Source organism: Bacillota bacterium (genome assembly GCA_040754675.1).
Classification (GTDB): domain Bacteria; phylum Bacillota; class Limnochordia; order Limnochordales; family Geochordaceae; genus Geochorda.
Genome location: JBFMCJ010000059.1, coordinates 1 through 13,042 on the forward strand (window position 1 = coordinate 1; position 13,042 = coordinate 13,042).

The window sequence follows — 13,042 nt, forward strand, 5'->3', positions numbered from 1 at the left end:
GGCCACAATGTGACGTTTCGCGAGATGATCGAGGCGCTGGCGCGGGCTGCCGGCGTGCGCCCCCCGTCCCGCCGCGCTCCCCGGCCGCTCGTGCGGGCGGCGGCCTGGGCAATGGAAGGAGCTGCCATCGTCACGCGCCGGCCGCCGCCGCTCACCCGGGATCACGTGAGGTTGCTGGGCCGGGAGATGTACTACACATCCGCCCGGGCGCTGGCCGAACTCGGTTACTCGGTCAGCCCGTTCCCGGCCATGGTGGAGCGCGCCGTTCGCCGGTGGTCGAAGGGCGCGCTCCGCTCCGGATAACCCGCGCCCGCGGCCTCTCCGACGGTCCCACAAGGATTTCCGGCGAATAGTCACGAAACCGATTAGCGATCGCCTCCCCTGCCCGGGGGCTCGTGTGCCGGGTAGCATCGCCTTGCCAACGGCTGCAACTTTACAAGGGAGGGGTGCCGCTTGCAGCGAGTAGGGGAAGTCCTGACCGAACTGGGTCGCCGCTACATGCCGGATCCGTTCATCTTCGCGATCCTGCTGACCCTGCTGGTGTACGTGCTCGGCCTCATCTTCACTCCTCATGGCGCCTATCAGCTCATCGTGGACTGGTACGCGGGCTTCTGGAACCTCCTCGCCTTCGCCATGCAGATGACCCTGGTGCTGGTGACCGGGTACGCCATGGCAAGCGCCCCGGTCATGCAGCGGGCTCTTGGGTGGCTTGCCAACCGGCCCCGGTCGGGTCCCGGGGCCATCGGCCTCGTCACCCTCGTTGCCGCCCTCCTGGGGTGGATCAACTGGGGGCTCGGCCTCATCGCCGGGGCGCTCATGGCCCGGGAGGTGGCGGCCGCCGGCAAGCGCCGCGGCATCCGGGTGCACTACCCCCTGGCCGCGGCGGCCGGGTACCTGGGGCTTCTCATCTGGCACGGCGGGTTGTCAGGTTCGGCGCCGCTGTTGGTCAACACCCAGGGTCACTTCCTGCAGCAGCAGATCGGGATCGTTCCTCTGACGGAGACCATCTTCCGGCCGTTCAACCTGGTTGTGGCGCTGGCGGTCCTGGTGCTGGCGCCGCTTCTCCTGATGAGCATGCACCCCAGGGGCGAACGGGTCGTCGAGATGCAGCCGGTGGCTGCGGCCTCCGAGGTTGCTGCCGCCGCTGCCGACCCGCAGGAGGCGACGCTGGCGACGCGGCTCGAGAACAGCCGGGTGCTGGTGTGGGTGATGGGCGCAGCCGGGATCGTCTACCTCGTCAACGTCTTCGCCACCCGGGGCATCTTTGCGCTCGACATCAACCTGGTCAACTTCATCTTCCTGGTCGTGGGGCTGCTGCTCCACGGGACGCCCATCAACTACGCCCGGGCGGTGGTGGACGGGGCGCGGGCGTCGAGCGGCGTCATCCTGCAGTTCCCGTTCTACGCCGGCATCATGGGCATCATGACCAACTCCGGCCTGGTGCAGGTCATCGCCCGCTGGTTCGTGGCCATCTCCACGCCGCTCACCTATCCGTTCTGGACGCTGGTGAGCGCCGCCCTGGTCAACCTGGCGGTCCCCTCGGGCGGCGGGCAGTGGGCCGTGCAGGGGCCGGTCATGGTCGAGGCCGCCAGGGCGCTCAACGTCGATGTGGGTAAGACCATCATGGGCGTGGCGTTCGGCGACGAACTGACGAACATGATCCAGCCGTTTTGGGCACTGCCGCTGCTCGGCATCACCCGCCTGCGGGCCGGAGAGGTGATGGGCTATACGACGGCGGTGATGCTGGTCGTGTTCGTGGTGATGGCGCTCGCCATCGTCTTCCTGCCGTAGGATGGGTGCAGGGGGGCACCGTGGAGCATGGAACACGGGGGGCTTGCAGGGCAACCGGCGGCGGCCGTGGCCGAGGGCACGCTGCTCTGGCAACCTTCCCAAGCCCAGAAGGCGGGCAGCACCATGGCCCGCTACGTACGGTGGCTGCGGGAGCGGCGCGGCCTTTCGTTCAACTCCTACGACGAGCTCTGGCGCTGGTCGGTGACCGACCTCGAGGGGTTCTGGTCGTCCATCTGGGAGTTCTTCGAGGTGAGATCGCACGCCCCGTACCGGCGCGTGCTCGCCCAACGCCGCATGCCGGGCGCCCGCTGGTTTGAGGGGGCTGTGCTCAACTACGCCGAACATGCCCTGCGCCGCCGTGACGGCCACCCGGCCGTCGTGGCCTGGTCGGAGAGCGGGCCGCTGGCCACTCTGACGTACGCCGAGCTCGCGCGCCAGGTGGCGGCGGTGGCGGCGGGGCTGCGGAGGCTGGGCGTGCGGCGGGGCGACCGGGTGGTGGCGTATGCCCCCAACATCCCGCAGACGCTGGTGGCGTTTCTGGCCACGGCGAGCATTGGCGCCATCTGGTCGAGCTGCGCGCCCGAGTTCGGAAGTCGCAGCGTGGTGGACCGCTTCCAGCAGATCGAGCCGAAGGTGCTGTTCGCCGTGGACGGCTACCGTTACAACGGCAAGCCGTACCCGCGCCTTTCGGCGGTGGCCGAGATCCAGCGCGAGCTTTCGACGCTGCAGGCCACGGTGGTCATCCCGTACCTGGACCGCCGGCCGGGCACGCTGTCCCTGCGCGACGCCCACCTGTGGGATGAAATGGCGCCGGCTCCGGGCGCAGGTGGGGCGGCCGAGCCGCTCACGTTCGAGCCGGTGCCGTTCGACCACCCCCTATGGGTGCTGTACTCCTCGGGCACGACGGGGCTTCCCAAGGCCATCGTGCAGGGCCATGGCGGCATTCTTCTGGAGCACCTGAAGGCGATCGCGCTGCACCTCGACCTCGCCGAGGCGGACCGGTTCTTCTGGTTCACCACCACGGGCTGGATGATGTGGAACTTCCTCATCAGCGGGCTGCTCCTCGGGATGACGGTGTTGCTGTACGACGGCAGCCCCGCGCACCCCGACATGAGGGCGCTGTGGCGTTTCGCCCAGGAGACCCGGATGACGTACTTCGGCACCAGCGCCCCGTACATCCAGGCCTGCATGAAGGCCGGAATCGAACCGGGGCGGGAGTTCGACCTCAGCAGCCTGCGAGGCGTCGGCTCCACGGGGGCGCCGCTTTCGCCGGAGGGGTTCGCGTGGGTCTACCGGCACGTGAAGCAGGACCTGTTGCTGGGCTCGGTGAGCGGCGGTACCGACCTGTGCACGGCGTTCGTCGGGTCGAGCCCGCTGCTGCCCGTTCACGCCGGCGAGATCCAGTGCCGGATGCTGGGGGCGAAGGTCGAAGCCTTCGACGAGGCCGGGCACCCGCTGGTCGGCGAGGTGGGCGAGCTCGTCATCACCGAGCCGATGCCGTCCATGCCGCTGTTTTTGTGGAACGACGGGCCCGGCATGGAGCGTTACCGCGCCACCTACTTCGAGATGTACCCCGGTGTCTGGCGGCACGGCGACTGGATCAAGATCACGCCGCGGGGAAGCTGCGTCATTTACGGCCGCTCCGATTCGACGCTCAACCGGGGCGGCGTCCGGATGGGCACCAGCGAGTTCTACCGGGTGGTTGAGGAGCTCCCCGAAGTGCTCGACAGCCTGGTGGTCGACACCGGGCAGCTCTGCCGGGAAGGGCAGTTGCTCCTCTTCGTGGTGCTCAGGCCCGGGGCAGCGCTCGATGAGACGCTGAAGCAGCGGATCCGGCAGCGCCTGCGGTCGGAGCTATCGCCGCGGCACGTGCCCGACGAGATTTACGCCATCGCCGAGGTTCCCCGAACCCTCAACGGCAAGAAGCTGGAGGTGCCCGTCAAGCGGATCCTCTCCGGCGTGCCGCCGGAGAAGGCGGTAAGCCCGGACGCCATGATCAATCCGGGCTCCCTGCGCTTCTTCACGGAGCTGGCGGGGCGCTTTGCCCGGGCGGGCTAGCGGCCGGATTTGCGGCGGGCCGCCGCGAGTGCCAGCAGGGCGGCTGAGGCTGCCGCGAGGGCGGCCACGCCACCCGCCAGGGCCGTGCCGGCCGCCCCACCGGCCCACCTCGCGGCCCGTCCGAGCCATGCCCCGGCCGTGTGCGCCAGGGCGTAGGGCAGGTCGAGGATCCCGTAGACCCAGGCTCCGCCGGCGGTGGTCAGGGCCACGGTGTGCAGCGCCCGGACGACGAGAGCCGCTCCGGCTGCGGCGGCTGCGTAGGGAAGGGCGGCCGCCAGCAGGCGGCGGCCTCTCACGAGCGGCCCAGGGCCGCCTTTCCGAGCCCGTAGATGCCGCTGGCCATGGCACCGTACTGGATGCCCTGCACGATGGCATCCCGGACGGCCCCCTCGGGCGGCTCCCCGACGGCCGGCCCGGCGAAAAGGTAGGCGTTGAGCGCGTTCAGCATGGCGCTCAGCACCAGCACGGAGATGGGCACCACCACCTGCTTGATGGACGCGGCGCTAACGCCGAGCCGGGTGGCGAGTTGTTTGACGAGTTCCGTCAGCACGATGACAAGTCCGATGACGGCGACGGGATCGACCACGGCTCTTCTCGCCCCTCTCGCGAGCATGGGTGCGCGGGGCGCCCCCCTGGCCCGCGCCACAGGTAAGTTCCACCAGGGCTTCGTTGATCGCCTGCTGGCCGCGGGCTAGCATAGGGGTGGCAACCGGGACGGGCCTGCGAGTGTGGGCGAGGTGGCAGGACGCCCCGGCACAATGTGGGGTGAGATGCTGTAAGATGAGCCGCTCGCAGCCGGTGACCACAGTACTGTTCGACCTCGACGGCACGTTGAACGGGATCGACATGGACGAGTTCCTACCCCTTTACTTCCGGGCGCTGGGGGAATATGCCGGGGACCTGATAGAGCCACAGCGTCTCGCCCGGGAGATCTGGAAGGCCACCGAGATGCTGATCCACGATCGGAGTGTCGAGCTGACCAACGCTGAAAAGTTCCGGCGCTTTTTCCTTCCGGACGAACCGGCCCTGCGGGAGCGGCTGTACCCCCGCTTTGACCGGTTCTACGCGGAACGCTTCGGCATGCTGCGCCGCCATGCGCCGGCCACCCCCCTGGCTCGCTCCACCGTGGATGCGGTCCGTGAAATGGGTATGCGGGTGATCATCGCCACCAACCCTGTCTTTCCCGAGACGGCCGTGCGCCAGCGGCTGGAGTGGGCAGGACTGGGGGACGTGTCCTTCGAACTCGTGACGACCCTGGACAACATGCACGCCTGCAAGCCCAACCTCGAGTATTTCCGGGAAATCTCGGACCGCTTGGGCGTGAGGCCCGAAGAGTGCCTCATGGTGGGAAACGACCGGGACGAAGATATGGTGGCGGCGAAACTCGGAATGCGCACGTACTGGGTCACCGACATGGGCATCGACCGAGGTCAAAGCGGCGTGGAGCCAGACGGCAAGGGCCGGCTGGCGGATTTCGTCGGATGGCTCGGCGCACTGGCACCGGTGCGGCCGGATTGATAAGGTGAAAGGGGAGGCAGGCGAGCGGCCGGTGGCCCGCAGGCAGCTTTCGGCGTCCGAGCTACAGGCCCTGGTAAAACTGCTGGGCGACAGCGACGAGCGCACGGTGAGGGTGGCTCGCACCCGGCTCCTGGAGGCGGGGCCCGACGCGCTGCCGTGGTTGCACGCCGCGGCGAGCGGGGAGTCGGATCCCGTCGTGAGAGGCCGCGCTCGCCTTTTGCTGGATGAGGTGCGCTTCCTGACCCTGAAGGAGCGCGCAGCGCACCTGGCGCGCCAGGCCCGGGGGAGGTTCGACCTGGAGGAAGGGCTGTTCGTCGTCGCCCGAGCCCGCTACCCCGACCTGGACGAACCCTCCTACCGGCAGCGCCTGCGGGAGATGGGAGAGGAACTGGTTCGCCGCCGGGTTGGACGTATGACCCCCGCCGAGGCGGCGGCCGCCGTGAACCGTTATCTCTTCCACGAACTCGGCTTCAAGAGCAACGAGGCACATTACTACGACCCCGACAACGTCTGCATCAACCAGGTGCTCGACCGCAGAAGCGGCGTCGGGCTCTCGCTCACCGCGCTGTACCTGGTGGTGGGCCGGCGGGCCGGTTTTGATGCGTACGCCGTCTCACTACCGGGCCACGTGGTGGTGGGCGTGCCGGGGCCGGTGCCGTTCTGGGTGGACCCCACCCGGGGAGGCCGGGTGCTGTCGCGCCACGATCTGGTGGCGTTCGCCCGGGAAAGCGGCCACCAGTTTGAAGAGAGCATGCTGGAGCCGGTGCCGGACCGCGAGCTCGTGGAGCGGATGCTGGCCCACCTGATGCGGGTCTACGCCCTCACGTCGCAGACGGTGGCGGCGCAGCGGCTCGAGGAGCTGCTGAAAGCCTTCAGCCGGGCCTCCCGCAGCAAGTCGGCCCCGGCTGCGGCGTCGAAGGGGTCGGAGAGCGGGACGGCCCCTCAGGGAGATGACGCCGATTAGCTCCGGCCGGGCGGCCGGGTACGGGCCGGCAGTGGCGCCCGGCCCCGAGCTGGTGGCGGTGGGTTCCACAAACCCCGCCAAGGTCGAACCCATCGAAGACGTCCTTCGCCGCCTGTTCCGCAAAAGTCGCGTCCAGTCCGTCGGAGTGGACAGCGGGGTTCGCCCTCAACCTCTTTCCCTGCAAGAGACGCAAGAAGGAGCGGAGGCGCGAGCGCGCCTGGCCCTCGAAGCGGTGCCCGGCGCGAAGTGGGGCATCGGGGTCGAGGGCGGCATCCACCTGGACGAGCAGGGGCGCGGCTGGCTCGTCACGGTCGCCGCCGTGGCCGATCGCCGGGGGGCGATCTCAACGGGCGAGGGCCTGCGCCTGATGCTGCCCGAGATGATGGTTCGGGCGGCCAGGGCGGGCCGGGAGCTTGCCGACGTGGTGGACGAGTACTTCGGCGTCACCGGTTCCCGCATCGATCCCGGCGCCGTGGGCCACCTCACCCGGGGGCTGATCACCCGGCGCCAGCTTGTCGCCGTTGCTGTGACGGCTGCCCTGGTGCCCCGCCTCTTCCCTGACCTGTACCTGCTGTGAGCTGCCCCGGCCCTGGACACAGGTGGGGCGGGGCTGATACCCTGGGACGAGGGGGGCTGGACGGCCGATGCCCTGGTTGGGTACGGTGGATTCCAGCCACTGGACGGCGGACTTCCGGCTGGCCAGACTGCTGGAGTATGCGTACCACAAGACCGGACGGCGTCAGCCGGTGGTGGTCGTCGGGATGGGCCTGTCCCTCGACCGCCCCAGCACCGTCGGCCCCACCGTCGCGGCCGAACTGGCCAAGGTCCACCCCTACGTCTTCGGGCAGGCCGGCCAGCCGGTCGCGCGGCACAACCTGGACACGGTCTTCTTCCACATCACGCAGGAATTCCCCAGCTCTTTCGTCATCGTCGTCGACGGAACCACCGGCGAGGCCGAGGAGGACGGCCACGTCATCGCCTGGTCGGCTTCCGTCGAACCCGACGAGGACTTCCTGGCGGCCCGCCAGGCGCTCGGCGCAGCCCGGTTGAGGCGTCCGGGATTCCCGACAGCCCTCGACGAGCACCAGGTGCCCCGCACCGCGACCCTGGGAACCGACATTGCGGCGCTCCCGGCCCACGTGGGCCTTGTGGGGGTGCTGGGCCCCGTGGTGGGTTCGCCCTCCGAACACAACCGCCGCTTCGCCTCAGCGTGCGACGCCATCATTGACGGAATTCTGCGTTTTTTCTACCGCACCGGCCACCTGGTTTGAGCCCGAGCCCATGGTGACGGTTTGCGCGCCGGGCGGACCTCCCTGCCTTGCGGGCCGCCGGCCGGAGGAGGCGGGCCGCCTCCCGGCGAACAAAGCCAGTGTCCCTGACCATCCACCACCGGCAGGGGGGCTCTCTAGGCCATGGCCACAGCGGCCGAATTCCTCAAGAGCCTGGTTCAGCGCATGAACGACCAACCGGAGCGGACTGGCATCAAGGACGCCGCGATCCAGTTCGTGCTCACCGGCGACGGCGGCGGCAGCTGGGCCGTCGTCATCAGCCAGGGCAAGGCCGAACTCAAGGACGGCCCCGTCCCCAACGCCAACGTGACCATCGAGATGAGCGTCGCCGACTTCCAGGAGATGTCCGCCGGCCGGCTTGGCCCCGTCGCGGCCTACATGAGCGGCAGGCTGCGCATCCAGGGCGACATGGGGCTCGCCATGCGGCTGCAGCCGCTGCTTTCCTGAGCGCGGCCCGGCCCCTTCCCTGGCAGGCCAACGGCCCGCTTCGCGTCCTGAGCCATGCTGATGTCGCATCCTGCGTCAGGGGATCGCCCTGAGCCGCTCACTGCCGGGCACCGCCCGCGCCTCGGGCTGGCGCTGGGGGGCGGAGGGGCGCGCGGCTTCGCCCACGTGGGCGTAGTGCGAACGTTCATCCGCGCCGGCATTCCCGTCGACGTCCTTGCCGGGACGAGTATGGGCGCCATCGTGGCGGTGGCGTTCGCGCTCGGCGACCCCGAAAAGAGCGGCATCATCACCCGGCTCGAACAAGGCCCTCCGCTCCTGCCCACGCCGATCCCGCCGCGCTACCCTGGGGAGAAAGAGAGCCTCATGAATCGCGTCCGGCGCCTTTTGATGACCGAACGCATCGTCACCGCCAACCTGCGCGGCTGGGGTGCGCCGCTCCTTGACGTGATGCCGATTCTAAACGACCTGACCCGGGGGCTCGACCTCGAGGATGCCCCTGTCCGGGTCGGGGTGGTTGCGACCGACCTCGAACGCGGCGAGCGGGTCCTGCTGACCCGTGGCAATGCCGCCCTGGCAGCCATGGCGAGCGCTGCCCTTCCCCTGGTCTTCCCGCCGGTCCGCCTCGGCGGGCGGCTGCTGGTGGACGGGGGGTTCGTGGAACTGGTGCCCGTGCTGGCGGCTCGCGAGCTTGGGGCCGACGTCGTGGTGGCGGTCGACGTGAGCATCAATGAGCCGGTCGCGACCGTCAAGAGCGGCCTCGAGGCCCTCATCCGGGCGGCGGCCATCGCGTCACGGCAGCACACCGAAATGATCCTGCGGCAGGCGGACGTGGTGATTCGCCCGCAGTTTCCGGTGCCGGTGGATACCCTGGACTTCGGGCGGGCCCGTCAGGCCATTGAAGCGGGCTTGAGGGCGGGCCGCGAGACCGTCCAGGCCGTCAAGGAGGCCCTCGCCTCACGGGAACGCCTCGCCTGACGGCGGGCCTGGCGCCTGCCGGGGGTCCGGGTTTCATCCCCCGATCGCATACATCGCCCGCTGGGGGCGCTCAAACCCGGGCAGGTTGATGAGGTGCCCCTTCCACTTGACCCAGACCGCCTTCGCTATGGCACCCGCCAGCGTCCGGTCGTCGGCGCCGCCCCGCAGCAGCGGCTTGAGGTCCTGCTCCTCCACGGCAAACAGGCAGTTGCGGACGTGGCCGTCTGCGGTCAGGCGGATGCGGTCGCAGTGCTGGCAGAACGGCCTGGAGACCGTGGGGATGATGCCGACGGTGGCCTCCCGTCCGGAGCCTGTCCGGACACGGTACAGCCGCGCCGGGTCGCACGCGTCGTTGTTGAGCGGCTCCACGGGGCCGAGTTGCTGCTGAAGGCGCTCCAGGATTTCGCCGGCCGTCACGACCCGATCCCGGTTCCAGCGCCGGTCGCCGTCAAGCGGCATGAACTCGATGAACCGTACCTCGAACCCCATCTCGGCTGCCCATCGGGCGAAGTCGCCGACTTCGTCGTCGTTGATGCCCCGCATCAGCACGGCATTGATCTTGATCGGGCCCAACCCGGCCTCACGGGCGGCCTCGATGCCTTCCAGGACGCGGCTGAAGTAGTCGCGCCGGGTGAGCTCGACGAACCGCTCGCGACGCAGGGTGTCCAGGCTGATGTTGACGCTCCCGAGGCCGGCTTCCCGCAACCGGCGGGCCATCTGGGGCAGCCAGTAACCGTTTGTGGTCATGCTGATGGAGCGGAGCCCCTCGATGCGGGCGAGCAGCGCCACCAGCCGGTCGAGGTCGCGCCGTGCGAGGGGCTCGCCGCCGGTCAGGCGTACCTTTTCGACGCCCATCCCGACCATGATCCGGGCCAGGCGGGCGATCTCCTCGTATGTGAGCAGCTCGGCGCGGGGCAGCCACTCAATCTGTCCGGCCGGCATGCAGTAAACGCACCGGAAGTTGCAGCGATCGGTGACCGATATCCGGAGCTTTCGAACCGTGCGGCCGAACTGGTCGATGAGTTCCAAGGAAGGTGCCCCCCGCCGCCCTGGCGCTGCAACGGCAAGAAAAGGTTAACACGGTGAAGCGCCGGCGGCAAGCGCAAGCCGGCTCCACCCTCCGCCGGCCCTGCCCGTGCCGTCGTTCTTTCGAAAAATGACGTGGACTTCCCACGCAGGCGCTTGCACGAGGTTGGCGAATTCTTCCTTGTCGGGAATCCTGGAAGAGGGGAGTTTCACGGGGAGGCGGGCATGAGCGCCTGGGAATACCTCACCCAGATAACCCGCTGGCCGCACAGGGGTTCGACCAGCGCTTACGAACGTGAGGCGGCTCAGTGGATCGGGTCGACCCTGGGGCGGCTGGGCTACCGGGTGGAGATCCAGCCCTTCCTGGCGCCGGCGGCCACGCTCTACGCCGGGCCGCCGCTTGTCAGCTTGGTGATCGCGTCGGTCACCCTGGGCGCGCTCTGGGCCGGCAGCCCCTGGGCAAGGACGCTGGCGGCCGCGGTGTCGCTGGCCGCAGCGGCGCTCCTGGTGCAGGAGGCCAGCCTTTCGCGGCCCGCCTTCGACCTGATCCTCCCCCGCCGCCCTAGCCAAAACGTCATCGCCGAGCCGCTGCCCGCCCGGCGTGACATGGCGCAGCAGCCGGAGCAAGGCACGCCCACCGTTGTCGTCACCGCCCATTACGACACGCAGCGGGCAAGCTGGCTCTTTGCGCCCTGGTTTCGCCCGGTGCTGCCCCTGTTTTTCAAAGCCGCGTACGGGGCGCTGGGCCTGACCCTCGCCAGCCTCCTGGCCGGCGCTCTGGCCGGCTGGTGGGCGCCAGCGTGGGAGCCGTGGCGGTGGGGTGCGTGGGTCGGGCTTACGCTCGTGGCCGTGCTCATGGGGTTCCTGGCGCTGGCGGGGCTGTTCGGCCGCCCGGTCAACGGGGCCAACGACAACGGTTCCGGGACGGCCGTCGCCCTGGCCCTGGCCGAACGCTGGGCGGCGCATCCTCCCGAGGGCGTCCGGCTGCGCTTTCTCTTCACGGGGGCGGAGGAGGCCGGCACCCGCGGCATGTGGGCTTACCTTCGCACGCCCGGGGCACAGGAGCCCTCCTATATCGTGAACATCGACAACGTTGGCGGCGGCAGGCTGCGGGCACTGCTCAACGAGGGGATGCTGCTGCCGATCCCGTGCGGCCGCCGCATGCGCCGCACCGCCGAACGCCTGGCGGCCGGCGGCCAGCTGAGCCTCTGGAGCCGCATGCTCCTTCTCAGCACGGACGCGGGTCCGGCGGCGATGCACCGCCACGAAGTCCTTACCTTCATCGGCCTCGACGAAGGGGGCAACATCCCCAACTACCACTGGTTTTCTGATATGATCCAGCACGTGCACCGCCAGCACCTGGAGGACGTCTGCGGCACCGTGGGCGCCTTCGTCGAGATGCTGGCCTGCGACCTGCGTTCGCCCGCGCTGTCTCGGGTCGGCGGGTGAGGGGTGCGACTGGCGTTGGGTACGGAAGGCCCATGGGCGATCCGCACTGAGGGGCTCACCAAGTACTACGGCGCTGTCCGGGCGCTGGAATCGGTGGATCTGCGGGTGCCGGCCGGCGGGGTCTACGGGTTCGTAGGGCCTAACGGTTCCGGCAAGACCACGGCCATCGCCATAGCCCTCGGCCTGATTCGCCCCACCCGGGGCAGGGTCGAGGTGCTGGGCACGCCGTGGGGCAGCCGCCGCTATCCGGATGCGCTGGCCAGGGTGGGGGCGCTGGTGCAGGCGCCCGCGTTCTACCCCTACCTGTCGGGCCGGGACAATCTCAAGGTGCTGGGCTCGACCCGGCGCAGCGTCACCAACCGGGAGATCGACGAAGCGCTGGACCGCGTCGGGCTCCTCTCCCGGGCGCACCACCGCTACCACTCTTACTCGCTCGGCATGCGCCAGCGCCTGGCGATTGCGCTGGCGCTGCTTGGCAACCCCGAACTCATCATCCTGGACGAACCCACCAACGGGCTCGACCCGCTGGGCATCCAGGAGATCCGGGAGCTCATCCGGCAGCTCGGGCGCCGCGGGCTCACCATCTTCCTCTCGAGCCACCTGCTCTACGAGGTGGAGCAGGTGTGCGACGAGGTGGGCGTCATCGTCAAGGGACGGTTGGTGGCGCAAGGCCCCGTGCAGGAACTCCTGCGCACCCGGGGCCTGCGGCTGCGGGTGAGCGCCGATCCATGGCTGAACGGGCAGGCCTCGCAGGACGGGGTGCTGGTGCGCCGGGCGGCGGAGTGCATCCGTTCCTTACCGTGGCAGCCTCAGGTGCGGCTGCAGGGCGACAGCGTCTGGGTTGAGGCGTCGCCCGACCGGGGTGCCGAACTCACCCGGATGCTGGCCGAGCATGGGTTGTGGGTCAGCGAGATGGTACCGGTGCGGAGCACCCTGGAGCAATACTTCATGGAAGTGGCGGCGGGCGTCGTGCCGGAGGGCGGGGCGCGGGCGTGAGCGAGGTCCTGATGGCGGTCCGGTTCGAGATGTTTAAGGCCCGCCGGCTCAGGCTGCTGTGGGTGATGCTGCTTCTATCGGTGCTGTTCCTGGCGCTCACCGCAGGGGTATCGTACCAGGCGTACCAGGACGTGCGGCGCTACGCCCGCATCGAGGTGCAGGAGGCCACCGGGGAAGAACGGCAGGCGCAGGCCATGCGTCACGAGATGCTGGCGGTGGCGTTGCGGGCCAACCTGGTGCTCCCGTCGGCCTACGGCGGCGTGACGGGCGTCCTCTACTTCCCCGGCTTCGTGCTCATGACCATCGCGGCCGCCTCGGTGGTGGCGGGCGAGTTTGGGTGGGGGACGGTGCAGCGCCTGTTGGGCAGGGGCCGGCGGCGGCCCGTGGTGGTTGGGGCCAAGCTGGGGCTGATCGGGGTCATGGCCGCCATCGGCGTGGTGGTGGGGCTGGTGGCGGGAACCGCCGTAACGGCCCTGACGAGCTGGCTTCTGGGCGCCTTTCACCCGGACGTGTGGCAGGCGGCCGAGAC

The 13,042-nt window shown here is 69.6% G+C and carries 15 protein-coding genes; 12 read left to right on the forward strand and 3 right to left on the reverse strand.

The window, feature by feature from the left end:
* The 3 genes from AB1609_05460 to AB1609_05470 all read left to right on the forward strand — a co-directional run.
* On the forward strand, positions 1 to 303 hold a 303-nt coding region (locus tag AB1609_05460; GenBank protein MEW6045914.1), incomplete at its 5' end, for an NAD-dependent epimerase.
* A gap of 150 nt (positions 304 to 453) precedes the next feature.
* The gene (locus AB1609_05465) at positions 454 to 1,791 is read left to right on the forward strand and encodes a TIGR00366 family protein (GenBank protein ID MEW6045915.1); all 1,338 of its coding nucleotides are present in this window, start codon (positions 454 to 456) and stop codon (positions 1,789 to 1,791) included.
* 27 nt (positions 1,792 to 1,818) lie between these two features.
* Positions 1,819 to 3,849 (forward strand): acetoacetate--CoA ligase, encoded by a 2,031-nt coding sequence (locus tag AB1609_05470; GenBank protein ID MEW6045916.1) that lies wholly within the window; start codon positions 1,819 to 1,821, stop codon positions 3,847 to 3,849.
* Here the strand turns inward: AB1609_05470 and AB1609_05475 are convergent.
* The gene (locus tag AB1609_05475; GenBank protein MEW6045917.1) at positions 3,846 to 4,145 is read right to left on the reverse strand and encodes a hypothetical protein; all 300 of its coding nucleotides are present in this window, start codon (positions 4,143 to 4,145) and stop codon (positions 3,846 to 3,848) included. The genes AB1609_05470 and AB1609_05475 overlap by 4 nt on opposite strands.
* Positions 4,142 to 4,462 carry a hypothetical protein gene (locus tag AB1609_05480; GenBank protein MEW6045918.1) on the reverse strand — a complete coding sequence of 107 codons (321 nt, stop codon included), beginning with the start codon at positions 4,460 to 4,462 and terminating at the stop codon, positions 4,142 to 4,144. Before AB1609_05480 ends, AB1609_05475 begins: the two co-directional genes overlap by 4 nt.
* Before the next feature lie 167 nt (positions 4,463 to 4,629).
* On the opposite strand from AB1609_05480, the gene AB1609_05485 reads away from it, so the two are divergent.
* The 6 genes from AB1609_05485 (at position 4,630) to AB1609_05510 (ending at position 9,042) form a co-directional block, all read left to right on the forward strand.
* Positions 4,630 to 5,367 carry an HAD family hydrolase gene (locus AB1609_05485; GenBank protein ID MEW6045919.1) on the forward strand — a complete coding sequence of 246 codons (738 nt, stop codon included), beginning with the start codon at positions 4,630 to 4,632 and terminating at the stop codon, positions 5,365 to 5,367.
* 31 nt (positions 5,368 to 5,398) lie between these two features.
* Entirely contained in the window at positions 5,399 to 6,331 is a 933-nt protein-coding gene (locus AB1609_05490; GenBank protein MEW6045920.1) for a transglutaminase-like domain-containing protein, read from the forward strand.
* Positions 6,318 to 6,908 carry an inosine/xanthosine triphosphatase gene (locus tag AB1609_05495; protein MEW6045921.1) on the forward strand — a complete coding sequence of 197 codons (591 nt, stop codon included), beginning with the start codon at positions 6,318 to 6,320 and terminating at the stop codon, positions 6,906 to 6,908. Before AB1609_05490 ends, AB1609_05495 begins: the two co-directional genes overlap by 14 nt.
* 67 nt (positions 6,909 to 6,975) lie before the next feature.
* The gene (locus tag AB1609_05500) at positions 6,976 to 7,602 is read left to right on the forward strand and encodes a DUF1256 domain-containing protein (protein MEW6045922.1); all 627 of its coding nucleotides are present in this window, start codon (positions 6,976 to 6,978) and stop codon (positions 7,600 to 7,602) included.
* Between the two features lie 141 nt (positions 7,603 to 7,743).
* Positions 7,744 to 8,067 (forward strand): SCP2 sterol-binding domain-containing protein, encoded by a 324-nt coding sequence (locus AB1609_05505; GenBank protein MEW6045923.1) that lies wholly within the window; start codon positions 7,744 to 7,746, stop codon positions 8,065 to 8,067.
* 60 nt (positions 8,068 to 8,127) lie between these two features.
* On the forward strand, positions 8,128 to 9,042 hold the full coding sequence (locus tag AB1609_05510) for a patatin-like phospholipase family protein (protein MEW6045924.1): 915 nt from the start codon (positions 8,128 to 8,130) through the stop codon (positions 9,040 to 9,042).
* A 33-nt stretch (positions 9,043 to 9,075) separates the two neighbouring features.
* Here the strand turns inward: AB1609_05510 and moaA are convergent, their stop codons facing one another.
* A complete protein-coding gene (moaA, locus tag AB1609_05515) occupies positions 9,076 to 10,071 on the reverse strand; it encodes a GTP 3',8-cyclase MoaA (protein ID MEW6045925.1) in 996 nt (331 codons plus the stop codon).
* Between the two features lie 222 nt (positions 10,072 to 10,293).
* Here moaA and AB1609_05520 point away from each other — a divergent pair, with 222 nt between their 5' ends.
* The 3 genes from AB1609_05520 to AB1609_05530 all read left to right on the forward strand — a co-directional run.
* Positions 10,294 to 11,517: a M28 family peptidase gene (locus AB1609_05520; GenBank protein MEW6045926.1), complete on the forward strand. Its 1,224-nt coding sequence runs from the start codon at positions 10,294 to 10,296 to the stop codon at positions 11,515 to 11,517.
* Between the two features lie 15 nt (positions 11,518 to 11,532).
* Complete coding sequence (locus AB1609_05525; protein ID MEW6045927.1) at positions 11,533 to 12,513, forward strand: ABC transporter ATP-binding protein; 981 nt, start codon at positions 11,533 to 11,535, stop codon at positions 12,511 to 12,513.
* The coding region (locus AB1609_05530; GenBank protein ID MEW6045928.1) for a hypothetical protein at positions 12,510 to 13,042 on the forward strand (533 nt) is incomplete at its 3' end. The genes AB1609_05525 and AB1609_05530, both read left to right, overlap by 4 nt.

Coding starts and splice junctions, on each gene's coding strand:
- AB1609_05470 (MEW6045916.1), top strand. CDS start 1,819: ATGGAACACGGGGGGCTTGCAGGGCAACCGGCGGCGGCCGTGGCCGAG.
- AB1609_05480 (MEW6045918.1), bottom strand. CDS start 4,462: ATGCTCGCGAGAGGGGCGAGAAGAGCCGTGGTCGATCCCGTCGCCGTC.
- AB1609_05485 (MEW6045919.1), top strand. CDS start 4,630: ATGAGCCGCTCGCAGCCGGTGACCACAGTACTGTTCGACCTCGACGGC.
- AB1609_05495 (MEW6045921.1), top strand. CDS start 6,318: ATGACGCCGATTAGCTCCGGCCGGGCGGCCGGGTACGGGCCGGCAGTG.
- AB1609_05500 (MEW6045922.1), top strand. CDS start 6,976: ATGCCCTGGTTGGGTACGGTGGATTCCAGCCACTGGACGGCGGACTTC.
- AB1609_05505 (MEW6045923.1), top strand. CDS start 7,744: ATGGCCACAGCGGCCGAATTCCTCAAGAGCCTGGTTCAGCGCATGAAC.
- AB1609_05510 (MEW6045924.1), top strand. CDS start 8,128: ATGTCGCATCCTGCGTCAGGGGATCGCCCTGAGCCGCTCACTGCCGGG.
- AB1609_05520 (MEW6045926.1), top strand. CDS start 10,294: ATGAGCGCCTGGGAATACCTCACCCAGATAACCCGCTGGCCGCACAGG.